This is a genomic window from Streptomyces sp. NPDC039423 (genome assembly GCF_055598725.1).
In genome coordinates, this window is sequence record NZ_JBVKAH010000005.1 from 1 (window position 1) to 24,373 (window position 24,373).

Genomic DNA, 24,373 nt, shown 5'->3' on the forward strand with positions numbered 1-24,373 from the left:
CCCTGGAACGCCGGACCCGCCTCGGTGACCCCCAGATGCAGCGGATAGTCGCACCGCGCCGCGAGCTGCCGGTAGGCGTTGACCATCACCACCGGGTCGTTGTGCTTCACCGAGATCTTGATGTCCCGGAACCCGTGCTCCTCGAACAGCGACGCCTCCCACAGCGCCGACTCCACCAGCGCCTCCGGAGTGGCCTTGCCGTACTTCTCCAGCAGCCTCCGGTCCAGCGACCCGGCGTTCACCCCGATACGGATCGGGGTACCCGCCTCACCGGCCGCCTTCGCGATCTCCCTGACCTTGTCGTCGAACTGCTTGATGTTGCCCGGGTTCACCCGCACCGCCGCACACCCCGCGTCGATCGCGGCGAACACGTACTTCGGCTGGAAATGAATGTCCGCGATCACCGGGATCTGCGACTTCTTCGCGATGGTCGCCAGCGCGTCCGCGTCGTCCTGGGTCGGACACGCCACCCGCACGATCTGACAGCCCGACGCCGTCAGCTCGGCGATCTGCTGAAGCGTGGCACCGATGTCCGAGGTCCGCGTCGTCGTCATCGACTGCACCGACACCGGCGCGTCACCACCGACGGCCACCGAACCGACCTGGATCTTGCGACTGACACGGCGGTCGGCCGGCCGGGGCACCGGCACGGGCAGCCCGAGGTCCACGGGTTCCGGCATCACCTCACCCCCGGCTTCCGGAGACCGTCTCGCGGGCGGCGCGCAGGGACTCCTTCAGCGAGCCCATGGTGGCGAGGACGGCGGTCGGCTCGTAGCCGCAGTGCGCCATGCAGTTGGCGCAGCGCGGGTCCTTGCCGCGGCCGTACTTGTTCCAGTCGGTCTCCTCGATGAGCTGCCGGTACGTCGGTACGTAACCGTCGGCCATCAGGTAGCAGGGGCGCTGCCAGCCGAAGAGCGAGTAGTTGGGGATCGCCCAGGCGGTGCAGGCGAAGTCGGCCTTGCCCTCCAGGAAGTCCAGGAAGAGCGGGGAGTGGTTCAGCCGCCAGCGCCGGCGGTTGCCGCCGGCGAACGACTTCCGGAACAGTTCGCGGGTCTGCTCGACGCCCAGGAAGTGCTCCTGGTCGGGCGCCTTCTCGTAGGCGTAGGCGGGCGAGATCATCATCTCGTCGACCTTGAGGTCGTCGTTGAGGAAGTTGAGCACCTCGATGACGGTCTGCGGGGTGTCGGTGTTGAAGAAGGTGGAATTGGTGGTGACCCTGAAGCCGCGCCGCTGGGCCTCCTTGATGGCCTCCACCGCCTCGTCGAACACGCCCTCCTTGGCGACCGACTCGTCGTGCCGTTCGCGCAGGCCGTCGATGTGCACGGCGAAGGCGAAGTAGGGCGAGGGCGTGAACAGGTCGATCTTCTTGCGCAGCAGCACGGCGTTGGTGCACAGGAAGACGTACTTCCTCTTGGCGACGAGCTGGCGCACGATCTCGTCGATCTGGGGGTGCATCAGCGGTTCGCCGCCGGCGATGGACACCATCGGGGCGCCGGACTCCAGGACGGCGCCGACCGCCTGGGCGACCGGCATGCGCTGCTTCAGCACCCCGGCCGGGTGCTGGATCTTGCCGCAGCCCTCGCACGCGAGGTTGCAGGCGTAGAGCGGCTCCAGTTCGACGATGAGCGGGAACTTGTCACGCTTGCGCAGCTTCTGTTGGAAGAGATACGTCCCTACCCGGATGGTCTGGCGAAGCGGCATGGCCATCTGGCTCACCTCCTGGGGAGCAGCAAAGAACGGTGCCATTCGAAGAATGCGGGGAGCACGGAGCGAAGAACACGGAAGGCCGATATTCCCCCGCGCACCGTGCCGATGCGGACGAGTTCGTGCTCGGGGGCGTCCACGATCACCCGTACGGCCGCGACGGGGCGGGACCGCACCCCCGTGCTGAGCGCGCTGCGGAGGGTGGCGGCGGACTCCATGTCGACCGCGATCGCCCCCGTGCCGCGCAACTGGACGCGCTCCTGGCCGCGCACCACGTGGTCGGAGCCGGTCAGCGGGCCGGTGTGGACCGTGCGGCCGGGGACCGCCCGCTCCAGGGCCTCGACCAGCAGCTCGGTGCCCGTGCAGGGGGTGGTGCCACCGGGGCCGCGGGTCTCGTCGGCGACCACCAGGTCGCCCGGGTGCATGCCGGGCTCCAGTCCGGCGCAGAAGCCGGACGCGACGACCGCGGCGCCCCGCAGGTCGCCGCCCTCCAGCGCCCGGGTGACGGCCCGCTGGGCGTTCGCGGGGCCCATGCCCGTACGGAGCACGGTGACCGGGCCGGGTGACGCCGAGCCGTGGCGGCGGCGCCCGCTGCGCAGCGCGAGCTGCTCGATGCCGAGCGCGCAGGCGATGAGCATCGGCGCCCCGGCCGGGGCGGGTACGCGGCCGGGCGCGGAGGCGGAACCGGAGGGCTCCCGCCCAGCCGCCATCACGCCCCCTCGCCGAGCCGGCCGACCACCGGTCCGCCGTTGACGTACCGGCCGAGCGCGGTCAGCGGGAACACCTGCCGGTAGAGGTGGTAGTTGATGGAGAAGTCCCAGGGGAAGCCGGTGCCGGTGAAGTACGGCTCGTCCCAGGATCCGTCCTCCCGCTGCGTCGCGGTGAGCCACCGCACGCCGCGCTCCACGGCCCCGGACGCCCGCTCCCCGGCCGCCAGCAGGGCCAGCAGCGCCCACGCCGTCTGCGAGGCGGTGGAGGCGCCGTGCCCGATCCACTCCTGCTCCCGGTAGGACCGCAGGTCCTCGCCCCAGCCGCCGTCCTCGTTCTGGACCGATTCCAGCCAGGTGACGGCGCGCCGGATGGCGGGGTGCGTCGTGGGCAGCCCGGCGGCGGTGAGGGCGGGCACCACGGAGCCGGTGCCGTAGACGTGGTTGACGCCCCAGCGTCCGAACCAGGCGCCGCTGGGCTCCTGTTCGGCCAGCAGCCAGGCGACGCCGCGGCGGGTGCGCGGGTGGTGGGCCTTGCCTTCGTGCGCCAGCATCTCCACCACGTGCGCGGTCACGTCGGCGGACGGTGGGTCGATGACCTCGCCGAAGTCGCAGAACGGGAGCCGGTTGGGGAAGGGGCTGGTGTTGTCGGCGTCGAAGGCGGCCCAGCCGCCGTCCCGTGACTGCATCCCGGCGGTCCAGGTGGCGCCGCGCCGGACGGCGGCCTCGATCTGTTCCGGGTGGGGGTGGCGGACCCGGCGCAGGGCGAGGATGACCTCGGCGGTGTCGTCGATGTCGGGGTAGTTGTCGTTGTGGAACTCGAACGCCCAGCCGCCGGGGGCGAGTCCGGGCCGGCGGACGGCCCAGTCGCCCGGGCGGACGATCTCCTCGCCGAGCATCCAGTCGGCGGCCTTGACCAGGGCGGGGTGGTCGGGGCGCACCCCGGCGTCGGCGAGCGCGATCACGGCCAGGCAGGTGTCCCAGACGGGCGACTGGCAGGCCTCGACCATGCGGGCGCCGTCGTCGCGCCGTACGGCGAACCGGTCGAGCGACTCCAGGCCCGCCCGCATCACCGGGTGCTCCAGGTCGTAGCCGAGCAGGTGGAGGGCGATGAGGGAGTACACGGCGGGTGGCTGGATGCCGCCCCAGCAGCCGTCGTTCTCCTGCCGTTCGACGATCCAGCGGGCGGCGGTGTTCATCGCGGCGCCGCGCAGCCACCGGGGGGCGACGCGGCGGTAGGCGTGCAGTGCCTTGTCCAGCCGCTGGAAGGCCCCTTCCCAGGTACCCGCCGGGGCGAGCCGCCGGGGCGGGTTGGGGACGCCGGGGTCGGTGTGCAGTTCGTCCAGCGCGAAGGGCGCGGGGCGCACGGGGCGCTTGGCGGAGACGACGGTGAGCGGCACGATCGTCTGCCGGGCCCAGCAGCCGAAGTCGTAGATGTTGAGGGGGAACCACGGGGGCAGGAAGATCAGCTCGGGTGGCAGCTCGGGCAGGTCCTCCCACTTCCACCAGCCGAAGAGCGCCAGCCAGATGCGGGTGAAGACGCGGGCCGCCGCGATGCCGCCCCGCTCCCTGATCCAGGCGGCGGCGCGCGCCATGTGCGGCTCGTCGGGGCGGTCGCCGGCCAGGCGGAGGGCGACGTACGCCTCGACGGTGGCGGACAGGTCGCCGGGGCCGCCGTAGAAGGTGGCCCAGGTGCCGTCGCCGCGCTGCCGGCCGCGGATGTGCAGGGCGGCGGCGTGGGTGGTCGCCTCGTCCTCGATCCCGAGGAACTGCCGCAGCAGGAGGTCCTCGGCGTCCATGGTGACGTTGGTCTCCAGGTCGCCCTTCCACCAGCCCTCGTCGTCCTGGCGGGACAGGAGGTGGTCGATGGAGCGCTGGGCGGCCCGCGCGGCGGCTTCCCGGACGTCGCTCGCGCCGGGGGCGGTGGTGGTGGTCGTTCCGGTGGTGGTCCCGGTGGCCGAGGGTGCGTGGGGGCCCAGGGCCCCGGTGCTTCCGTCGGTCGTCGCTGTCATGGCTTCCCCTTCGTGCAGTGGGCGTGCTGCGGCTGCGGGTGGGCCGTCGGCCGGTGCGCGGAGGCACCGGCCGGCGACTAGCGATTCATATGGTGCGGGTGTGCTTCCTGATGGTGGTCATCGCTTTCGTACGACGACGAAGTCCGCGAGCGCGGTGAGCTGGGCGCGGATCCGTTCCGGCATGTCGACGTGGTGGAGCGCGTCGATCGCGACGCTGTGCTGGCGGCGGGCCTCCTCGGAGGTCCACTCGCGGCCGCCGGCCTCCTCGATGAGGGCGGCGCGCATGGCGAACTCCTCCTCGGAGAAGCTGTCGAGGTCGGGGTTCTTGGCGTCGGCCGCGAGCAGTTCGCCGAGGCGCTCGGAGGCCTCCCCGCCCGCGGCGAGCGCGGCGACGACCGGCAGGGACTTCTTGCGCTGGCGCAGGTCGCTCCAGGTCTGCTTGCCGGTGGTGACCGGGTCGCCCCAGATGCCGAGCAGGTCGTCGACGGCCTGGAAGGCCAGGCCCAGGTGGTAGCCGTAGGCCTCCAGGGCGTCGGCGGTGCGGTCGTCGGCGCCGCCGAGGACCGCGCCGATGGAACAGGCGCAGGCGATGAGGGCGCCGGTCTTGTTGCCCTCCATCATCAGGCACTCCTCGACGGTCACCCGCTCGCGGTGCTCGTAGGAGATGTCCTGGGCCTGGCCGTCGATGAGCTTGCGGGTGGCGGTGGTGAGCCGGCGGGTGGCGCGGCCGGCCTCCACGGTGCCGAGCTCCAGCAGCAGCTCGTTGGCGAGGGCGAACAGCGCGTCGCCGACGAGGATGGCCTGCGCCGGGCCGTGGACCTTCCACACGGTGTCGCGGTGGCGGCGCTGCTCGTCGCCGTCCATCAGGTCGTCGTGCAGCAGCGAGAAGTTGTGCACGAGCTCCACGGCGACCGCGCCGGGGATGCCGACCTCGGGGGCCGCTCCGGCCGCCTCCGCGGACAGCAGGGCGAGGGCGGGGCGGACGGCCTTGCCGCTGTCGCCGTCGGCGGGCCGGCCGTGGGCGTCGATCCAGCCGAAGTGGTAGGCGGCCACGGTGTCCATGGGCGGCGCGAGCCGCTGCACGGCCGTGCGCAGGACAGGGGTGGACATGGTCCGGCCCCGCTCCAGCAGTGCGGTCACGTCCGCGGTGTCGACGGCCGGGTTCGCCGGGGGCACAGTCGGCACGGTCTCTCCTCTGGTTCCAGTACTCAGGCTCATGCCGCCTCCTCGAGCGGATGTACATGGGGGCGGCCGAGGGCCGAGAGGGCCGCGCCCGCGGCGGTGAAGCCGCTGCGTACCGCGCCCTCCATGGTCGCGGGCCAGCCGGTGGCGGTCCACGCACCGGCCAGGTGGAGGCCCGGCGCGTTGGTGCGGGCGCCCGGCCGCAGCCGGCCGACGCCGGGGGCGGGGGCGAACGTCGCTGTCCGCTCCCGGGTGACGAAGAAGTCCCGGACCTTCGCGCCGCGTGCCGCGGGCAGCAGCCGCTCCAGTTCGGGCAGGTAGCGCTCGCGGAGCACGGAGACGGGCTCGTCGATCTCGTCGCCGGCGGCCGACTGGGACAGCGCGAGGTACTGGCCGTCGGTGTAGCCGGAGGCGTCGGTACGGTCGAAGACCCACTGGACCGGGGAGCCGAGCGCGGCGAAGAACGGGCGGCGCAGCACCGCGCGGTCGTAGAGGACGTGCACGTTGAGGATCGGGGCGGTGCCGATGTCCAGGAGCGCGCCGGGGTCGTCGAGCGCGCCGTGCGGCAGCAGGTCGTGCGCTTCGCGCTGGGGTACGGCGAGGACGACGGTGTCGGCCTCCAGCCGTTCGCCGGGCACGTCGACGGCCCAGCGGCCGTGGGCGCTGGGCAGGACGGCGGTGGCCTTGGCGCGCAGTTCGGTGCGGACGCCGGCGGCGTCGAGGGCCTTGCGGGCGAGGGTGTCGTGCAGGTCGCCCAGGGGGACGTGGGCCCAGCCGATGTCGGCGGCGCCGGGGTCGGTGAGCAGGGCGGTCTTGAAGACCATGGCGGCCAGGCCCATGGAGGAGTGCGGGGCGGTGGCGTTGAGGGTGGCGACGCCGATCAGGTCCCACAGGGCTTCGACGGAGCGCGCGGACTGGCCCTGGCGGGTGAGCCAGGTGGCGAAGTCGATGCCGTCGAGGGCGGGGTCGGCCGGGTCGAGCCTCTTGAGGGCGAGGGCGGCGCGGCCGACGGCGGCGCGCTCGGCGAGCGAGAGGTGCGGGTAGCCGGCGAGGCTGGCGGCGAGGTGGAGCGGTACGGGCAGGGCGGTGCGGCGCAGCCGGCCGAGGCGGGGGCCGCGGGGGTGGGCGACGTCGAGGACCGGGACGTCGAGGCGGTCCTGGAGGGGCGCGAGGTGGCTGCCGCCGACGCGGTCGAGGAACCAGCGGTAGGCGGTGCAGCAGCGGAGGTAGACGTGCTGGCCGTTGTCGACGGTGAGGTCGCCGCGCTTGAAGGAGAACGCGAGGCCGCCGAGGCGGGGCCGGCCTTCGAGGAGGGTGACGCGCAGTCCGGAGTCGGCCAGGCGCAGGGCGGCGGTGATGCCGGCGAGGCCGCCGCCGACGACCACGGCGTGCCGCCGCGCGGCAGCGCCCGGTGTCGGGTCGTCGTCGCTCATGCGGTCTCCCGTCGGGTCGTCGCAGTCCGGGACGCGGTGCGGTGGCGGAGGGTTGCGCGCCGATTGTGCCGGTTCGCGCGCCGGGTGTCCGGCATGGTGGCCATCTAGGCGCGCCTCCTGGTCCGCTGCCGGGAGGCGGTGCGGGCGTCGAGGCCGGAGAGGCCGCGGACGGCGACGTACGCCTTCTCGTGTCCGGGCAGGGAGACACGACCGCGCAGCACGGCCCGGGGGTCGCGTTCGATGCGGTCGAGGAGACGGTGGTAGATGCCGGCCATGGCGGCGACGCAGGCGCCGCTGCGCCGGTCGAGCATGGGCAGCAGCCGGTAGCCCTCGGCGAACAGGGCCCGGGCGCGCCGTACTTCGTAGTGGACGAGGCCGGTGAAGTCGGCGCCGGGGGGCGGGGTGGCGGTGCGGAAGCCGTCGGAGCAGCCGAACTTGGCGAGGTCGTCGGCGGGCAGGTAGGTGCGGCCGGTCCCGGCGTCCTCGCGGAGGTCGCGGAGGATGTTGGTGAGCTGGAGGGCGAGGCCGAGCGTATCGGCGTACTCGGGGGCGCGTTCGGCGCCGGGCGCGCCGGGTGTGGTGCCGAAAACGGCGAGGGAGAGGCGGCCGATGGCACCGGCGACGCAGCGGCAGTAGACCTTGAGGTCGTCCCAGGTCTCGTAGGTCTCGCCGCGCACGTCCATCAGGACGCCGTCGATGAGCTCGTCGAGGCTGTCGAGCGGCAGCGGGAAGCGGCGTGCGGCGTCGGCGAGGGCGACGGCGACCGGGTCGGTGTCGTCCTCGCCGACGGCTCCCTTGCGGATCCGGTCGAGCAGGTCGCGGGTGGTGCCGAGCCGGTCGGCCTTGGCCTCGGGGCCGAGGGCCCCGTCGCCGATGTCGTCGACCCGGCGGGAGAAGGCGTACAGCGCCGACATGGCCAGCCGCTTCTCGGCCGGCAGGAGCCGGATGCCGTAGGCGAAGTTGCGGGCCTGCCCGCCGGTGACGGCCTCGCAGTAGCTGTAGGCGGCGGCCACCGGCGCGGACATCCGCGCGTGTCCTTCCACGGTCCCGTTCACCCCTCTCCACGCGCTCTGCGCCATACGGCTCCCACCGCGCGCAGCAGGTTCGGTCCGCCGGCCCTGGGGGGTCCGGGGAGTACGTCGTGTCCGGCGGCCGTGATCGCGTCCAGGGCCGCGTGTCCGCCGCCGACGAAGCCGGCGAGGAGGAGCCGGAGCCTGCCGTGCACGCCGGCGACGAGGGGGATGCCCTCGTCGAGGAGCCGGCGGGCGCGTTCGGCCTCGTGGGCGATGAGGGAGCGGACCGGCGCGCCGGCGGCGGGGCGGGCGAGGTCGGCCTCGGTGACGCCGAACCGTTTCATGTCCTCGGCCGGGAGGTAGATCCGGTCGCGGGCCAGGTCCTCGGCGACGTCCTGGAGGTGCTCGACGATCTGAAGGGCGGTGCAGACGGCGTCGGAGCGGCGCACGCGTTGGGGGCTGGTGGTGCCGGTGACGGCCAGGACGAGGCGGCCGACGGGGTTGGCGGAAAGTTCGCAGTAGGCGACGAGGTCGTCGTAGGTCTCGTAGCGCCGTACGAGCTGGTCCTGGCGGTTGGCCGCGATCAGGCCGAGGAACGGCTCGGGGGTGAGCGCGTGGCGCCGCACGGTGGGTCGCAGGGCGCGCAGCAGCGGGTGGGACGGGGTGCCGTCGAAGACGCGCCGCAGGTCGGCCTCGAAGGCGTCGAGGAGGGCGAGGCGGTCGGTCTCGCCCTCGGCGCCCAGATGGCGGGCGTCGGCGCCGCCGGGGGCGAGGTCGCCGTCGCCGATGTCGTCGACGAGCCGTGCGAAGCCGTAAACGGCCATCAGGTCGCCGCGCCAGGCGCGGGGCAGGAAGAAGGGGGCCACGGGGAAGTTCTCGTGCGCGGCCTTGTCGAGTGTGGTGCGCGAGGAGGCGTCGCGGCGCACCTGCCGGGTACCTGTCACTGCGGACGACCCGGCGCGGGGACGGCGGGACCCTCGTGGACGCGGGGCTGGGGATTCACCGTCATTGCCGTCACGTCTCCCGTTCTACACTGCTGACCCAAAACATCCTATTTCGGACACGCCGCCGGTGCCGCGAGTGAGCCGCCGCCCCGGCCCGGGGGCCCCAGGGGGAAATCGCCCCACTTGCCGCGAATCAGCACCGGTACAGCTTACGTTGTACAACGTCCGGGGCCGTGCCGGGGTGTCACACGCACGCGAACTGTCCCGTTCGCGACGCCAACCGCCCCTTCGGGGGCGGTACTTGACCGGAACGGGACGTCCGGGAGCGCGGGTACGACCCGCGCGTGCCCGCGTGCGGCGGGGTTACCTGCCGGTCTCCTTCTCGTACGCCCGCAGGACCTCGTCCGTGGGGCCGTCCATCAGCAGCTCGCCCTTCTCCAGCCACAGGACGCGGTCACAGGTGTCCCTGATCGACTTGTTGCTGTGGCTGACCAGGAAGACCGTGCCGGCCTCCTTGCGCAGCTCGCGGATGCGCTCCTCGGAGCGGATCTGGAACTTGCGGTCACCCGTGGCCAGCGCCTCGTCGATCATCAGGACGTCGTGGTTCTTGGCGGCGGCGATGGCGAAGCGCAGCCGGGCGCCCATGCCGGAGGAGTACGTCCGCATCGGCAGGGTGATGAAGTCGCCCTTCTCGTTGATGCCGGAGAAGTCGACGATGTCCTGGTAGCGCTCCCGGATCTCCTCGCGCGACATGCCCATGGCCAGACCGCCCAGGATCACGTTGCGCTCACCGGTGAGGTCGCCCATCAGCGCCGCGTTGACCCCCAGCAGCGAGGGCTGGCCATCGGTGTAGACCTTGCCCGACTCGGTGGGCAGCAGGCCCGCGATGGCCCTCAGCAGGGTCGACTTGCCCGATCCGTTGGTGCCGATGAGGCCGATGGCCTCACCCCGGTACGCGGTGAAGGACACACCCCGGACGGCGTGCACCTTGCGCACCCCGCGGGACTCGCCCGTGTCGCGGCGCAGGATCCGGCTGAGCGCCGCGGTGGCGCTGCCCTTCCCGCCCCCGCCGCCGTTGACGCGGTACACGATGTGCACGTCGTCCGCGATGACGGTGGGGATCCGCGCGCCGCCGGCCACGGCCGCCGCGGTGACGTCCTCGGTGTGCTCAGCCACGGCCGTACCGCTCCTCTGCCTTCCAGAAGTACACGAAGCCCGCCGCGCCGACCAGGACGGCCCACAGCAGGGCGGCCGGCCAGACGTGCGCGGGCAGGTTCTCCGAGCCGTACCCGTCGATCAGCGCGAACCGGATGAGGTCCATGTAGATCGCCGCCGGGTTGTACATCAGGACGTCCGCGATCCAGGCCGGCTTGTCTTTGAGCATGATCGGGATGGAGAACATGACGCCCGAGCCGTACATCCAGGTGCGCATGATGAAGGGCATCAACTGCGCGAGGTCGGGCGTCCTGCTGCCGAGCCTGGCCATGATCAGCGACAGGCCGACGTTGAAGAGGAACTGGAGCGCCAGTGCCGGGACGATCAGCAGCCAGGCGAGCGAGGGGTAGCTGCCGAACACCGCCGCGATGACGAACAGCACGATCATCGAGAACAGGAGCTGCTGGAGCTGCTGGAGCGCGAAGGAGACGGGCAGGGAGGCGCGCGGGAAGTGCAGCGCCCGCACCAGCCCCAGGTTCCCGGAGATCGCCCGGACCCCGGACATCACGGAGGTCTGGGTGAACATGAACACGAAGACACCCGTCACCAGGAACGGGATGTAGACCTCCTTGTCCATGCCCCGGCCGGCGTTCAGGATCAGGCCGAAGATGAGGAAGTAGACCGCCGCGTTGAGCAGCGGGGTCGCCACCTGCCAGAGCTGGCCGAGCTTGGCCTGGCTGTACTGCGCCGTGAGCTTCGCCTGGGAGAACGCCAGGATGAAGTGCCGGCGGCCCCACAGCTGACGGACGTACTCGGCCAGGCCGGGCCGGGCACCACTGACCGACAGGCCGTACTTGGCGGCGAGCTCCGCCGGGGACAGGCCCGCGTCCACGGATGGCGGGGCGGTCACGGCGATCGCTCCGTCATGGGTTGTCTCACTCACAGGCTGAAACTTTCGTGTCCAGATGCGCGGCAGATGGGGGGCGGGCGGGTCAGGTGGCGGCCGGGCCCCGGGTGCCCCGTGCTCGTCGGTGACGAGCGTGTCGGATTCCGAGCTTGTCAGATGACGGGCGGGCGGCCCAGTCTCGTCAGGCGCCACACCGTACGCCACCTCATGGGCCGGCGCGGCCCGCACGGAGAGGTCCAGCCCTCCCGGAACCCGCCGAACCAGGCCTTGAGCGCCGGCACCGACGGGCGCCGGGCCAGCGTGAGCAGCAGCCAGACGCCCAGGTACACGGGTACCAGGGGCGCGGGCAGATTGCGGCGGGCCAGCCAGACGCGGTTGCGGGCGATCATGCGGTGGTAGACGGCGTGCCGGGAGGGGGCGGTCGTGGGGTGGAACAGGACCATGTCCGCCCGGTAGTCGATCAGCCAGCCGGCGTCGAGCGCCCGCCAGGCGAGATCGGTCTCCTCGTGCGCGTAGAAGAACTCGTCCGGCAGCCCGCCGACCTCGGCGAACACCTTCGTGCGGACGGCGTTCGCGCCGCCGAGGAACGTCGTCACCCGCGAGGAGCGCATCGGGTCGGAGGCACGCAGCCGCGGCACGTGCCGGCGCTGGGTGACACCGGTGTCCGGGTCGGCGATGCGGAAGCTGATGATCCCCAGCCGCGGGTCGGCGGTGAACGCCTGGCGGACCAGCTCGGCCGTGTCGGGGTTCGGCAGCAGACCGTCGTCGTCGAGGAACAGCAGGGCGTCCACGTCGGTGCCGCCGGGACCGAAGGCCTCGATGCCGGCGTTGCGGCCGCCGGGGATGCCCAGGTTCTCCGGGAGGTCGACGGTGCGCACGCCGTCGGGGACGCCCGTGACGGGGGCGCCGTTGCCGACGACGACGATCTCGACCGGGTCGCCGTCCTGCTCGCGGACGGACTCGATGAGCGCCCGGAGGTCGTCCGGGCGGTTGCCCATGGTGATGATGACGGCGCCCAGTTTCATCGGCGTCCTCACTTCAGCCTGCTCGACGCGAGGATGGACACGAGGTGCAGCACCGTCTGCAGCAGCGCGATGCCGGCCAGCACGGCGACGCCCAGGCGGGAGAAGTACAGGTCGCCCCGGACCGTGTCCAGGACCGCCAGGACCACGATGAGCAGCGACGCCTCGATGCCGAGGACGAGCCGGTGGAACTTCAGCGCCGCGGCGGCCTTGCGGGCCAGCGCCATGCCGGACGAGCGGGGCTCGGCGGCCGACTCCGCGACCGGCGGCAGGCCGCCCTGGTGCCGGGCGACACCGACCAGGTCGGTCTCGGCCTTGATCAGGATGGCGCCGAGCGCGGCGAGGGTGCCGAGGAAGGCCCACAGCCAGTCGATCCGGCCGCTGCCCCACAGGTCGGCGGCGCGCAGGCCGAAACCGGTCAGCACCGCCGCGTCGCACAGGTAGGCGCCCACCCGGTCCAGGTAGACCCCGCCCAGGGAGAACTGCTTCTTCCAGCGGGCGACCTCACCGTCGACGCAGTCGAGCAGCAGGTAGAGCTGGACCATGAGCGCGCCGAGCAGCGCCCCGGGGATGCCGGGGATCAGCAGGGCGGGGGCGGCGAGGACGCCCGCGAGCGTCATCACGTACGTGAGCTGGTTCGGGGTGACCCGGGTGGTGACCAGGAGACGGGTGATGCGCAGGGAGATCTCGCGCATGTACAGGCGGCCGCCCCAGTGTTCGCCGCTGCGACGGTCCTTCACTCCCGCCGGATGGACGACCGGGCGGAGTTCAGCTACGGATGGTCTGGGCATAGTCGGCGTACGCGTCCCTGATCTGGTCGGTGGACAGGTCGAGGTGCTCGAGGATGGTGAAGCGGCCGGGGCGGGTCTGCGGTGCGTACTCCACCGCCGCGACGAACTCCTCCGGGGTGAACCCGATCTCGTCGGGCAGGACCGGCAGGCCGTGCCGGCGGAGGACCTCGGCGAAGAGCCCGGACTCCTCGTGGGCGCCGCGCAGGTGCATCGCGAAGGCGGCGCCGAGTCCGACCTGCTCGCCGTGGAGCGCGGCGCGCGCCGGGTGCAGCAGGTCGAAGGCGTGGGAGATCTCGTGGCAGGCGCCGGACGCCGGCCGGGTGTCGCCGCTGATCGACATGGCGATACCGGTCAGGACGAGGGCCTCGGCCAGCACGATGAGGAACTCGTCGTCCGCCACGGACCCGGGGTGGCGCAGGACGGCCTCGCCCGCCGTACGGGCCATGGCGGCGGCCAGGCCGTCGACCTGCTCGCCCGTGTGCCGGTGGGAGAGCTCCCAGTCGGCGATGGCGGAGATGTTGGAGATCGCGTCGCCGATGCCGGAGCGGACGAACCGCGCGGGGGCCTCGCGGATCACGTCGAGGTCGATGACCATGGCGATCGGCGAGGGGACGCCGTAGGAGCCGCGGCCGTTGTCGTTGTCGAGGGTGGAGACCGGCGAGCAGATGCCGTCGTGCGACAGGTTGGTCGCGACCGACACCATGGGCACGCCGACCCGCGCCGCGGCGTACTTCGCCACGTCGATGATCTTGCCGCCGCCGAGGCCGACCACGGCGTCGTAGCGCTTGCCCTTTATGGCGTCGGCGAGGCGGACGGCGGAGTCGATGCTGCCGTCGGCGACCGGGTACCAGTCGGCGTCCGGCAGCAGCGGCGCGAGCTTCTCGCGCAGCGCCTGGCCGGAGCCGTTGCTGATCGCCATGGCCAGCTTGCCGGAGGCGGAGATCCGCTGGTCGGCCAGGAGGCCGGCCAGGTCGTCCATCGCCCCGCACGCGATGTCGACGACGACGGGTGAGGGGATGAGCCGGGTCAGTACAGGCACGCGATCTCACGGCCCTTCGCGAGGTCGTCGTGGTTGTCGATCTCGACCCACTTGACGTCGCCGATGGGTGCCACGTCGATCTGGAAGCCGCGGTGGACGAGCTCCTGGTAGCCGTCCTCGTAGTAGAGGTCCGGGTCGCGCTCGAAGGTGGCCTTCAGCGCGTCCGCGAGGGCCTCGGCGGCCTCGGGCTCGATGAGGGTGACGCCGATGTACTCGCCGGTGGCGGTGGCGGGGTCCATCAGCTTGGTGATCCGCCGGACACCCTGGCCGTCGGCGGTGATGACCTTCATCTCCTCGTCGGCGAGCTTCTTCACCGTGTCGAGGGCGAGGATGATCCGCCGGCCGTCGCCGCGGGCGGCGAGCAGGGTCCGCTCGACGGAGACCGGGTGCACGGTGTCGCCGTTGGCGAGGATCACGCCGCGCTTCAGCACGTCACGGGCGCACCACAGGGAGTAGGCGTTGTTCCACTCCTCGGCCTTGTCGTTGTCGATGAGCGTGAGCTTCAGCCCGTACGTGGCCTCCAGCTCGGCCTTGCGCGCGTAGACCGCTTCCTTGCGGTAGCCGACGACGACGGCGGCCTCGGTGAGGCCGACGGCGGCGAAGTTGGCGAGGGTGAGGTCGAGGACCGTCTTCTCGCCGGTCCCGGCGGGGTCCACCGGCACGAGGGCCTTCGGGAGCGTGTCGGTGTAGGGGCGCAGACGCCGTCCGGCACCGGCTGCCAGTACAAGGCCGATCATGCGGGTTCTCCTTCGTCGTGTACCGCGGGCGCTCCGGAGGACACCCAGAAGCGGATGGACTCCACGAGCACGACCAGTGCGACGGCCACCGCGAGGGCGGTGAGCGCGAGGGTGAAGCCGTTCCCGGACGCCAGGACCGCGGCGAGGACCGCCACCACCAGCGTGCGGCCCTCGTGGCCGCCGATCGTCCGCACCAGCCACGCGGGCGGCGCGCCGGTGCCCCCGCGGATGCGGTAGACCGTGTCGTAGTGATGGTAGGCGACGGCCGCCACCAGGCCGAATGCGGCGGGGAGGGCCTGCGGGGCGTCCGAGCGGGCGGCCAGGACCAGGACCGTGACGTACTCGGCGGCCCGGAAGACGGGCGGGACGAGCCAGTCGAGGGCGCCCTTGAGGGGGCGGGCGACGGCGATGCCGGACGTCAGCGCGTACCCGAGGGCGGCGACGACGGGCCAGGGGCCGCCGAACGGGGTGAGGGCGGCGGTGGCGACGACGGCCGCGGCGCCGGCCAGGGCGGTGACGGGCGCAAGGGTCCGGGGGGCGTTCCGGAACGCCGCGGCGAAGCCCTGGGCGAGCGGGCCCGAGTCGGCGAGGTCGGCCAGGGCGCGGGCGGCCCGGTCGGTGCGGCGGGCCTTGCGGGTGAGGGAGCGCAGCAGGCGGCCGGCGGTGGTGTAGCAGGCGGCGAAGGCGCAGCCGATCAGCAGGGCCCAGAAGACGACGCGGGGGGTGGTGACGGCCGTCAGGACGGCGATCATGGCCCAGCGTTCTCCGATGGGCAGGACTATCATCCGGCGCACCCAGACCGTCCAGCCCCGGCTGTCGAGCTTGTCCGACAGGGCGGCGGTGGGGCTGGTGTTCGCGGTGGCGTCGTGGTTGGCCTCGTTGAAGGAGAAGTCCACGACGTGGCGGCAGGTCTGGAGGACCATCGCGCCGAGGGCCAGGGCCCATACGTCGTCCCCGCCGCGTGCGGCGCCGAGGGCGAGGCCCGCGTAGTAGGCGTACTCCTTGGCCCGGTCGAACGTCGCGTCGAGCCAGGCACCCATGGTCGAGTACTGGAGCGAGTAGCGGGCGAGCTGCCCGTCGGTGCAGTCCAGGACGAAGGAGAAGAGGAGGAGCAGGCCGGCGGCGACGTACCCGCCGCGGGTGCCGGTCGCCGCGCATCCGGCCGCGACGAGCGCGGTGAGGAGGGAGGCGGTGGTGACCTGGTTGGGCGTGAGGCCCCGGCGGGCGCACCAGCGGGCGATGTAGCGCGAGTAGGGGCTGATGAAGAAGGTGGTGAAGAAGCCGTCGCGTGCCTTCACGGCGGAGCGGAGGCGCACGGCCTCGTCGTCGACGGCCGCGACGGCGTCCCGGGTCTCCTTGCGGCTCTGCGGGTCGGCCGGCACGGCGGCGACCAGCGACCCGAGCTCGGGCCGGTGCACGGCCACGCCCTCGGCGCTCAGGGCGTCGGCCAGGAGGTCGGGCAGCGGCCGCGGCTCCCCGCCGGCCGCCCGTACGGGCGCCGCCCCGGGGGCGGTGGCGCCGGGGGTGGCCTCCGGGCCGGTGGCGTCGGGGGCGGTGGTGCCGGGGGCGGCCTCCGGGCCGGTGGCGTCAGGGCCGGTGGCGGTCGCCGGGCCGGTTGCGGCGGTCGCGCCGGTGGCCGGGGTCGGGATCGGGGCGGACCGGTCCGGGGCGTCCGGGCCGGCCGTGAGCGCGCGGACCAGGGCGGGGCGTGCCTCCGGCTGGGCCGTGAGGGCGCCCGGGGCGGTCGCGGCGGGGAAGCGGGGGTCCGTCAGGGCGAGCCGCAGCGCGTGGACGTGGCCCACGAAGCGCGGGTCGACGACCGCGACGCGCTCTGCGGCCGGGACGGCGGCGAGCAGCGCGGCCGTCTCCCGCTCGTCGGCGGCGATCCGGACGTCGAAGCCCAGCGACCGCAGATCGCCCTCGAGCGGCGATCCGGGTACCGGAGGACCGGTGAGGATGGCGGTCGACAGACGAACTCACTCCTTGGAGCTGAACGGGGCTGGTGCACGGCGGCTCGGCCCGGTCACGGGCGGCGGCACGTCGGCAGAGGCTATCGGATGAACGGAAGCGCGAGTTCACTGAGGTTTCCCGGCACCCGGCGGCCGTCCGCCAGGACGCGATCATCATGGTCGATGGGCACCTCGCCCCACAAACCGCCCTCCGGCCACCGCATAGGCTGGCCGCCATGACGTGGTTGATCACAGGCGGTACGGGATACATCGGCGCCCATGTGGCACGGGCGATGACGGAGGCGGGCGAGCGGGTGGTCGTCCTGGACGACGTCTCCTCGGGCGTCCCGGAGCGGCTGCCGGCGGACGTCCCGCTGGTGCGGGGGTCGCTCGGCGACCGCGACCTGGTGGACCGGACGCTGGCCGGGCACGGGGTGACCGGTGTGGTGCATCTCGCGGCGAAGAAGCAGGTCGGGGAGTCGGTCGAGCAGCCGCTGCGCTACTACCGCGAGAACGTGCACGGGCTGACCGTGCTGCTGGAGGCCGTGGTCGCCGCCGGTGTCGAACGGTTCCTCTTCTCCTCCTCGGCCGCCGTCTACGGCGTACCGGACGTGGAGCTGATCGCCGAGGACGCTCCGGCGGTGCCGATCAATCCGTACGGCGAGACCAAGCTGGCCGGCGAGTGGCTGGTCCGGGCGACCGGCCGGGCGCACGGCATGGCGACGGCGTGCCTCCGTTACTTCAACGTGGCCGGGGCCGTGCGGCCGGAGCTGGCGGACGTCGGGGTGTTCAACATCATCCCGATGTTCTTCGACCGGATCACGCGCGGGGAGGCCCCCCGGATCTTCGGTGACGACTATCCGACGCCGGACGGCACCTGCGTACGCGACTACATCCATGTCGCCGACGTCGCGGACGCGCACCTCGCCGTCGCCCGCCGCCTGGGCGAGCGGCGGGGCGACCTGACGCTGAACGTCGGCCGGGGCGAGGGCGTGTCCGTGCGGCAGCTCGCCGACGTGGTGGCCGAGGTCACCGGCCACGGTCTGGAGCCGGTGGTGGAGGCGCGGCGGCCGGGGGACGCGGCGAAGGCGGTCGCGTCGGTCGGGCGGATCAACGGGGAGCTGGGCTGGCGGGCGTCGCTCGGCGTGCGCGAGATGGTGGAGTCGGCGTGGGAGGGCTGGTGCCTCCGCCACCCCGAGGCGCGGGCGGCCGCGGCGCGGCGCTGATCGACGGCTTCCTCCGGCCGACGGTGCCGGCTGTGGCCGCACCGGCCTGACCAGCGGGCATAACCCCAGGTCAGGGTATATGACAACGGTGTTCAGTGCCGGCTTGCGGGTACCCCCCTCCCGTAGTTCACTGGCCGGTGTCGTCGATCAGCGGGAGGCGTCCGATGGGGGCAGGGCACGATCATGGGCACACGCACGGAGGTCCGCCGCCGACCGGTACCGCGGCCGCCGCGTACCGGGGGCGGCTGCGGATCGCGCTCACGATCACTCTCGCGGTCATGGTGGCCGAGATCGTGGGCGGGGTCGTCGCCGACTCGCTCGCCCTGATCGCGGACGCCGCCCACATGGCGACCGACGCGGTGGGTCTGGCCATGGCCCTGCTCGCCATCCACTTCGCGGGCCGTCCGGCCGACCAGCGGCGGACGTTCGGGTTCGCGCGGGCCGAGATCCTGGCCGCGCTGGCGAACTGTGTGCTGCTCCTCGGCGTCGGCGGCTACCTGCTGTTCGAGGCGGTGCAGCGGTTCATCACCCCGGCCGACACCAGGGGCGGGGTGGCGATCGCGTTCGCCCTGTTCGGCCTGGTGGCCAACATGGTGTCGCTCTCCCTCCTGGTCCGCGGGCAGAAGGAGAGCCTGAACGTCCGGGGCGCGTACCTGGAGGTGCTGGCGGACGCGCTGGGTTCGGTGACGGTGCTGATCGCGGCCGGGATCATCCTGGCCACCGGGTGGCAGGCGGCCGACCCGATCGCGTCCCTGGTGATCGGGCTGATGATCGTGCCACGCACCCTGAAGCTCCTGCGCGAGACGCTCGACGTGCTGCTGGAGGCCGCCCCCAAGGGCGTGGACATGGCGGAGGTACGGGCCCACGTACTGGCGCTGCCGGGTGTGGAGGACGTCCATGACCTGCACGCGTGGACGATCACGTCCGGGATGCCGGTGCTGTCGGCCCATGTGGTGGTGCACCAGGAGGCGCTCGATTCGGTGGGGCACGAGAAGCTGCTGCACGAACTCCAGGGCTGCCTGGGCGACCACTTCGACGTCGAGCACTGCACGTTCCAGCTGGAGCCGAGCGGTCATGCCGCGCACGAGTCGAAGCTCTGCTACTGACCGCTGCTAGGGTGTTCGTCCGAACGCCGTACCCGCCGGAGCGCGGGACGGCGCGGGCAGCGGTGAGAGGAGCTGAGGTCGATGACCGTCGCGGTGACGGCCGCCCCGTGCGGCACCCGGTCCAGCATCGACTTCGGCTGCCGGGTTCTCGGCTGACCTCTTCGTACGCGTCGGCCGGAACCCGCCCACACCACAAGGGTTTCCCACGTTGTCCGACAACGACCTGTACGACGCTTTCTTCGCCCTGCACCACGGCCTTCCGCGGCAGGGCCCCGGTTCCGACGACACCACCCGCCGGCTCCTCGCCCTGGCGTCCCTCGCCGGTCCGCGGCCGCGGCGGCCGCGCGTGCTCGACCTGGGCTGCGGCCCCGGCCGGTCCGCGCTGCTGCTGGCCGCCGAGGCCGGGGCGGACGTGACGGCCGTCGACCTGCACGAGCCGTTCCTGGCCGAGCTGCGGGCCGCCGCCGGCGCCCGCGGGCTCGGTGACGCCGTCCGCACCCTCAACGCCGACATGGGCCGGCTCCCCCACCCCGACGGGTCGTTCGACCTGGTGTGGGCGGAGAGCTCGGCGTACTCGATCGGCTTCGACCGGGCGCTGCGCTCCTGGCGCCGGCTCCTCGCCCCCGGCGGGACGCTGGTCGTCACCGAGTGCGAGTGGACCACCGACGACCCGAGCCCGGCGGCACGGGCCTTCTGGGACCGGCACTACGCGCTGCGCACCACCGCGGCCAACACCCGGGCGGCCGTCGACGCCGGCTACCACGTCGTCGGGACGTACCCCCAGCCCGAGAGCGACTGGGACGCGTACTACGGTCCGCTCGGCGAACGGGCCGACGCGGCCGACCCCGCCGCACCCGGGATGGCGGAGGCCCTGGCCGCGACCCGGGCGGAGATCGCGGTGCGCCGCGAGCACGGGACCGAGTACGGCTACACCGGGTACGTGCTGCGGCCGGCCGACCCCCGGTGGCGCACCCGGCCGGAGACGGAGGCGGACACCGCCGCCGTACGGGCGGTCGTCGGGGCCGCGTTCGGGTCGGACGAGGAGGCCCGGCTGGTCGACCGGCTGCGCCGGGACCCGACCGCGTGGCTGCCGGGCCTGTCGTACGTCGCCGAGGCGCCGGACGGCACGGTCGCGGCCCACGCGCTGGTCACCCGGTGCCGGGTCGGGGACGCCCCGGCCGCCGCGCTGGCGCCGGTCTCGGTCGCGCCCGGGTACCAGCGGCGGGGCGCCGGGCAGGCGGTGGTGCGGGCGGTGCTGGACGCGGCGCGGCTCGGCGGCGAGCGGCTGGTCCTGGTGCTCGGTCATCCGGAGTACTACCCGAGGTTCGGTTTCGTGCCGGCCTCGCGGTGCGGGATCGAACCCTCCTTCGAGGTGCCGGACGAGGCGATGATGGCCCTCGACCTGGAAGGTTCCGGGCGAGTGCCGGTGGGCACGATCCACTACCCACCGGCGTTCGGCGTCTGACCCGACATGACGGGCGCGGGTCGTCGTGTGCCGACAAGCGGCTTTTGTACGGCAGACTGAACGTTGCCCCACAGGGCCGAGAACCGAAGCGAAGGATGGTTATGCCGACCACACCAGCCACCGCGGCGAACAGCTCGTCGAACGGGACCGCGCCGTCGATCATGCTCGAACTGGTCGACGAGAACGGCACCACCATCGGCACCGCGGAGAAGCTGGCCGCCCATCAGGCGCCCGGGCAACTGCACCGGGCGTTCTCGGTGTTCCTCTTCGACGAGGAGGGGCGGCTGCTGCTCCAGCGCCGGGCGCTGGGGAAGTACCACTCCCCCGGTGTCTGGTCGAACACGTGCTGCGGGCACCCCTATCCGGGCGAGGCGCCGTTCGCGGCGGCCGCGCGGCGGGTCCATGAGGAGCTGGGGGTCTCGCCGTCGCTGCTCGCCGAGGCGGGCACCGTCCGGTACAACCACCCGGACCCGGCGTCCGGGCTGGTGGAGCAGGAGTACAACCACCTCTTCGTGGGGATGGTGCAGGCCCCGCTGCGGCCGGACCCCTCGGAGGTGGAGGAGACGGCGTTCGTGACAGCGCGTGAGCTGACCGAGCGGCACGCCTCGAACCCGTTCTCCGCCTGGTTCATGACGGTCCTGGACGCGGCGCGTCCGGCGATCAAGGAGCTGACAGGGGAGACCGGGGGCTGGTGACCCCCGGCCCGCCGGGTCTCTCGTCCGGTCTCCCGTCCGGCCCTCCGGGCCCCGGGAGGCCGGACGGGACGGCGGTCGCGAGCGGTACGACGGAGGGGACGGGCACGGCGGGAGCGGGAGCCGCCGCGGGGCCCAGGGGCAGCGCCGCCCAGATGATCTTGCCGCCGGTCGCGGTGTGCTCGACGTCGCACTCCCCGCCGGCCTCCTTGGTCACCTCCCTCACCAGCAGCAGGCCGCGCCCTCCCGTACGGCCGCAGTCGGCCTCCAGCGCCTTGGGGCGGTACGGGTGGTTGTCCTCCACGGACACCCGGATCCACTCGGCGCCGATCGCGATCTCGACCGCGAGCTCGGGCGACAGCAGGGCCGCGTGCCGCACGGCGTTGGTCACCAGTTCGGACACGATCAGCAGGACGGCGTGCGTCACGTCCTCGCCCATCGGCACGCCTTGACGTTTCAGCAGATCCCGGACGGCACGCCTGGCCTGCGGTACGGAGACGTCGACGGCGGGAGCCGTGAACCGCCAGACCCCTTCGTACGAGGGAGGCCCGGCCGGGACGCTCCCGCGGCTCTCGATGGTCCGGTTTCCACCCTCGTGCTCGATTTTCGCCACGTCTCGAGTGTTGGTACCGCGAGGCAGCCGTCAGGCCTACTGACCAGAAGTCAACAGCTATTCGACGGGTTCCGACCGGATACTTACGGCAGGCCCCTGAGTTCGACCGTTACGGCCCCTTCTTGATCGGTCCTCCCACCCCGCCGGATAGCATCCGGCGCATGGAGCAGCCGCAGCTTGAGCAGTCCGTCGCGGACGGTGTCGCCACCGTCGTCATCAGCAACCCCGCCAAGCGCAACGCCATGACGGCCGGTATGTGGCGCGCGCTGCCCGGGCTGCTCGCCTCGCTGGCCGCCGACCGGAGCGTACGGGCCCTGGTGCTGACCGGCGCGGGGAACACGTTCTGCGCGGGGGCCGACATCGCGACGCTGCGCGAGCCGGGCGACGAACAGCAGTCCCTCGCCGTGCGCGCCGAGGAGGCGCTGGCCGCCTTCCCCAAGCCGACGCTGGCCGCCGTGCGCGGCTACTGCGTGGGGGGCGGCAGCCAGCTCGCCGCCGCCTGCGACCTGCGGTTCGCCGAGGAGGGCGCCCGGTTCGGCATCACCCCGGCGAAGCTCGGCATCGTCTACCCGTCGTCCTCCACCCGGCGGCTGGTGTCGCTGGTGGGCCCGTCGGCCGCGAAGTACCTGCTCTACTCCGGCGAGCTGATCGACAGCGGGCGGGCGTTGCGCACCGGGCTGGTGGACGAGGTCCTGCCGGCGGGCGAACTGGGGCGGCGGGTCGCGGAGTTCACCCGGGTGCTGGTCTCCCGCTCGCTGCTGACGCAGTCGGCGGCCAAGGAGTTCGCGGCGGGCCGGACCGACCGGGACGCGCACTGGACGGAGCAGGCGCGCGGCAGCGGCGACACCGCCGAGGGCATCGCCGCCTTCCTGGAACGGCGGGCACCGCGCTTCACCTACGGGGGGTGACGTCCCCGGCCGCCCCCGCCGGGGAGGTCACCGGCCTTCCCGCCGTCTCGGCGCGCCAGAATGCGACGATTTCGGCCGGGGCCTTGTCCGGGGAGCCGGCGTCGTACGGCGGCTGGGGGTCGTACTCGGTGAGGAGCTGGACGATCCGGGCGTGCCGGTCGCCGGCGATCCGGCCGACCAGGTGCAGGCCCATGTCGATGCCGGCCGAGACGCCGGCGGCCGTGACGTACTTGCCGTCGAAGACGACCCGCTCCCCCGTCGGGTCGGCCCCGTGCTTCTCGAGCTCGCCGAGGGCGAGCCAGTGACTGGTGGCGCGGCGGCCCTTCAGAAGGCCGGCGGCGGCCAGGATGAGTGAGCCGGTGCACACGGACGTGGTCCAGGTGCTGGTGGCGTCCGCCGTGCGGAGCCAGTCGAGGGTCTCCCGGTCCCGGGTCACCGGGCCCCAGTCGCCGGTGCCGGGGACGACGACGATGTCGGGCCGGGGCACCTCGGCGAGGGCGCGGTCGGCGACGAGGGCGAGGTTGCCCTGGTCGTTGCGGACGGGTCCGGCCTCCTTGGCGACGAACACGGTCTCGGCGCCGGGCAGCCGGCTGATGATCTCGAAGGGGCCCACGGCGTCGAGGGTGGTGAAGCCGGGGTAGAGCAGGATCGCGATCCGCATGGTGGCGGTGTCCTTCCGTCGGTGGGTGGGCATGACCGGTCGCGGGCGGGCGGGCAGGGCCGCCCGCCCGGCGGTGCGGGTGGGTGGATGGATGGATCGGGGCGCGTGCCCGGCCGCCGCGCGGGCCGGGGGTGGGCGTCAGCGGCCGGGGAGGGGGGCGTGGAAGCGCCGGCGGTAGTCGGCGGGCGAGGTGCCGAGGGCCTTGGCGAACGCCCGGCGCATCGCCTCCGGCGTGCCGTACCCGCACGCGCGGGCGACCTCGTGGACCCCGCCCCCGGTGTCCTCCAGCAGGCGGCGGGCGTGTTCGAGGCGGACCCGCTCGACGTAACGGCCGGGCGTGGTGCCCGTCTCCGCCCGGAAGGCGCGGGCGAAGTGCCGCGGCGAGAGCCGGGCGCGGGTGGCCAGGGCGTCGACGCTCAGATCGGCCCCGGGGTGCTCGGTGATGAACTGCTGCACCTCGCGCAGCGGTCGGCGCGAGGCGGTCTGGGCGGCGAGCTGGGCGCTGAACTGCGCCTGGTTGCCGGGCCGGCGGAGGAAGACCACGAGGTGCCGGGCGATGGTGAGCGCGGCGTCACGGCCGAGGTCCTCCTCCACCAGGGCGAGGGCGAGGTCGATGCCCGCGGTGACCCCGGCGGAGGTGGCGAGCCTGCCGTCCCTGACGAAGATCGGGTCCGGGTCGACCCGTACCTCGGGATGGTGGCGGGCGAGGTGGTCGCAGAACGCCCAGTGGGTGGTGACCCGGTGGCCGTCCAGCAGGCCGGCCGCGGCGAGGAGGACGGCGCCGGTGCAGACCGAGACCAGGCGTTCGACGCGCGGGGCGTGCTCGCGCAGCCACGCGACCAGCCGGGGATCGGGGTCGCGGGTGCCCTCGCCCCCGGGGACCAGCAGGGTGTGCGGCAGGGCCGCGTCGGCCAGCGCGCCGTCGGCGGCCAGCCGCAGGCCGCTCGGGGTGCGCACGGGCCGCCCGTCGAGCGAGGCGGTGCGGATCGGGTACGGGGCGGGACCGCCGCTGAGGTGGTCCGCCCCGGCGAACACCTCCACCGGTCCGGTGACGTCCAGGCTCTGCACGCCGTCGAAGAGGACGACGAGTACGGGTCGTTGCGTCAT

At 73.2% G+C, this 24,373-nt stretch carries 22 protein-coding genes and 1 pseudogene; 5 read left to right on the forward strand and 18 right to left on the reverse strand.

Translation table 11 applies throughout. From position 1 onward, the window contains the following. From ACZ7LK_RS17285 to ACZ7LK_RS17355, 15 genes are all read right to left on the reverse strand, one after another. Positions 1 to 680 (reverse strand): flavodoxin-dependent (E)-4-hydroxy-3-methylbut-2-enyl-diphosphate synthase (locus ACZ7LK_RS17285; RefSeq protein WP_471141586.1); only part of this gene is annotated, 680 nt, incomplete at its 3' end. 4 nt (positions 681 to 684) lie between these two features. Next, complete coding sequence (gene hpnH / locus ACZ7LK_RS17290; protein WP_392273877.1) at positions 685 to 1,707, reverse strand: adenosyl-hopene transferase HpnH; 1,023 nt, start codon at positions 1,705 to 1,707, stop codon at positions 685 to 687. A 5-nt stretch (positions 1,708 to 1,712) separates the two neighbouring features. Beyond that, positions 1,713 to 2,414, reverse strand: a complete 702-nt coding sequence (locus ACZ7LK_RS17295; RefSeq protein WP_471141589.1) for a phosphorylase family protein — start codon at positions 2,412 to 2,414, stop codon at positions 1,713 to 1,715. Continuing rightward, complete coding sequence (shc, locus tag ACZ7LK_RS17300; RefSeq protein WP_469464231.1) at positions 2,414 to 4,423, reverse strand: squalene--hopene cyclase; 2,010 nt, start codon at positions 4,421 to 4,423, stop codon at positions 2,414 to 2,416. Before shc ends, ACZ7LK_RS17295 begins: the two co-directional genes overlap by 1 nt. Positions 4,424 to 4,540: 117 nt before the next feature. After that, complete coding sequence (locus ACZ7LK_RS17305) at positions 4,541 to 5,641, reverse strand: polyprenyl synthetase family protein (RefSeq protein WP_392273880.1); 1,101 nt, start codon at positions 5,639 to 5,641, stop codon at positions 4,541 to 4,543. Next, entirely contained in the window at positions 5,638 to 7,038 is a 1,401-nt protein-coding gene (gene hpnE / locus ACZ7LK_RS17310) for a hydroxysqualene dehydroxylase HpnE (protein WP_471141593.1), read from the reverse strand. Before hpnE ends, ACZ7LK_RS17305 begins: the two co-directional genes overlap by 4 nt. 104 nt (positions 7,039 to 7,142) lie before the next feature. After that, positions 7,143 to 8,063 (reverse strand): presqualene diphosphate synthase HpnD, encoded by a 921-nt coding sequence (hpnD, locus tag ACZ7LK_RS17315; RefSeq protein ID WP_392273882.1) that lies wholly within the window; start codon positions 8,061 to 8,063, stop codon positions 7,143 to 7,145. 26 nt (positions 8,064 to 8,089) lie between these two features. Beyond that, positions 8,090 to 8,995, reverse strand: a complete 906-nt coding sequence (gene hpnC, locus ACZ7LK_RS17320) for a squalene synthase HpnC (RefSeq protein WP_471141596.1) — start codon at positions 8,993 to 8,995, stop codon at positions 8,090 to 8,092. Positions 8,996 to 9,358: 363 nt separating this feature from the next. Further along, entirely contained in the window at positions 9,359 to 10,171 is an 813-nt protein-coding gene (locus tag ACZ7LK_RS17325; RefSeq protein ID WP_392273884.1) for an ABC transporter ATP-binding protein, read from the reverse strand. Then, the gene (locus ACZ7LK_RS17330; RefSeq protein ID WP_392273885.1) at positions 10,164 to 11,093 is read right to left on the reverse strand and encodes an ABC transporter permease; all 930 of its coding nucleotides are present in this window, start codon (positions 11,091 to 11,093) and stop codon (positions 10,164 to 10,166) included. Before ACZ7LK_RS17330 ends, ACZ7LK_RS17325 begins: the two co-directional genes overlap by 8 nt. A gap of 116 nt (positions 11,094 to 11,209) precedes the next feature. Continuing rightward, on the reverse strand, positions 11,210 to 12,082 hold the full coding sequence (locus tag ACZ7LK_RS17335; protein ID WP_392273886.1) for a glycosyltransferase family 2 protein: 873 nt from the start codon (positions 12,080 to 12,082) through the stop codon (positions 11,210 to 11,212). An 8-nt stretch (positions 12,083 to 12,090) separates the two neighbouring features. After that, positions 12,091 to 12,870, reverse strand: a complete 780-nt coding sequence (locus ACZ7LK_RS17340; protein WP_392273887.1) for a CDP-alcohol phosphatidyltransferase family protein — start codon at positions 12,868 to 12,870, stop codon at positions 12,091 to 12,093. Further along, positions 12,848 to 13,909, reverse strand: coding sequence for an iron-containing alcohol dehydrogenase family protein (locus ACZ7LK_RS17345; RefSeq protein WP_392273888.1), 1,062 nt, complete (start codon positions 13,907 to 13,909; stop codon positions 12,848 to 12,850). Before ACZ7LK_RS17345 ends, ACZ7LK_RS17340 begins: the two co-directional genes overlap by 23 nt. Beyond that, the gene (locus ACZ7LK_RS17350; RefSeq protein ID WP_392273889.1) at positions 13,897 to 14,646 is read right to left on the reverse strand and encodes a phosphocholine cytidylyltransferase family protein; all 750 of its coding nucleotides are present in this window, start codon (positions 14,644 to 14,646) and stop codon (positions 13,897 to 13,899) included. The genes ACZ7LK_RS17345 and ACZ7LK_RS17350 overlap by 13 nt, the downstream gene beginning before the upstream one ends. Beyond that, complete coding sequence (locus ACZ7LK_RS17355) at positions 14,643 to 16,559, reverse strand: DUF5941 domain-containing protein (RefSeq protein ID WP_471142208.1); 1,917 nt, start codon at positions 16,557 to 16,559, stop codon at positions 14,643 to 14,645. The genes ACZ7LK_RS17350 and ACZ7LK_RS17355 overlap by 4 nt, the downstream gene beginning before the upstream one ends. A 272-nt stretch (positions 16,560 to 16,831) precedes the next feature. Here ACZ7LK_RS17355 and galE point away from each other — a divergent pair, with 272 nt between their 5' ends. The 4 genes from galE to idi all read left to right on the forward strand — a co-directional run bounded on the left by galE (position 16,832) and on the right by idi (position 21,087). Further along, positions 16,832 to 17,821: a UDP-glucose 4-epimerase GalE gene (gene galE, locus ACZ7LK_RS17360; RefSeq protein ID WP_392273890.1), complete on the forward strand. Its 990-nt coding sequence runs from the start codon at positions 16,832 to 16,834 to the stop codon at positions 17,819 to 17,821. A 164-nt stretch (positions 17,822 to 17,985) separates the two neighbouring features. Beyond that, entirely contained in the window at positions 17,986 to 18,927 is a 942-nt protein-coding gene (locus ACZ7LK_RS17365; protein WP_471141605.1) for a cation diffusion facilitator family transporter, read from the forward strand. 208 nt (positions 18,928 to 19,135) lie between these two features. Further along, positions 19,136 to 20,392 carry a GNAT family N-acetyltransferase gene (locus ACZ7LK_RS17370; protein WP_471141608.1) on the forward strand — a complete coding sequence of 419 codons (1,257 nt, stop codon included), beginning with the start codon at positions 19,136 to 19,138 and terminating at the stop codon, positions 20,390 to 20,392. A 101-nt stretch (positions 20,393 to 20,493) separates the two neighbouring features. Then, positions 20,494 to 21,087, forward strand: coding sequence for an isopentenyl-diphosphate Delta-isomerase (gene idi / locus ACZ7LK_RS17375; RefSeq protein WP_392273893.1), 594 nt, complete (start codon positions 20,494 to 20,496; stop codon positions 21,085 to 21,087). Positions 21,088 to 21,208: 121 nt separating this feature from the next. Here idi and ACZ7LK_RS17380 read toward each other — a convergent pair. Then, positions 21,209 to 21,661: pseudogene (locus tag ACZ7LK_RS17380) on the reverse strand (ATP-binding protein); the annotation flags it as partial. A gap of 197 nt (positions 21,662 to 21,858) precedes the next feature. Here ACZ7LK_RS17380 and ACZ7LK_RS17385 point away from each other — a divergent pair. Beyond that, complete coding sequence (locus ACZ7LK_RS17385; protein WP_392273894.1) at positions 21,859 to 22,605, forward strand: enoyl-CoA hydratase/isomerase family protein; 747 nt, start codon at positions 21,859 to 21,861, stop codon at positions 22,603 to 22,605. Here the strand turns inward: ACZ7LK_RS17385 and ACZ7LK_RS17390 are convergent. Both ACZ7LK_RS17390 and ACZ7LK_RS17395 read right to left on the reverse strand, forming a co-directional pair. Continuing rightward, entirely contained in the window at positions 22,589 to 23,266 is a 678-nt protein-coding gene (locus ACZ7LK_RS17390; protein WP_392273895.1) for a DJ-1/PfpI family protein, read from the reverse strand. The genes ACZ7LK_RS17385 and ACZ7LK_RS17390 overlap by 17 nt on opposite strands. A 138-nt stretch (positions 23,267 to 23,404) precedes the next feature. Further along, positions 23,405 to 24,373, reverse strand: a complete 969-nt coding sequence (locus ACZ7LK_RS17395; RefSeq protein ID WP_392273896.1) for a GlxA family transcriptional regulator — start codon at positions 24,371 to 24,373, stop codon at positions 23,405 to 23,407.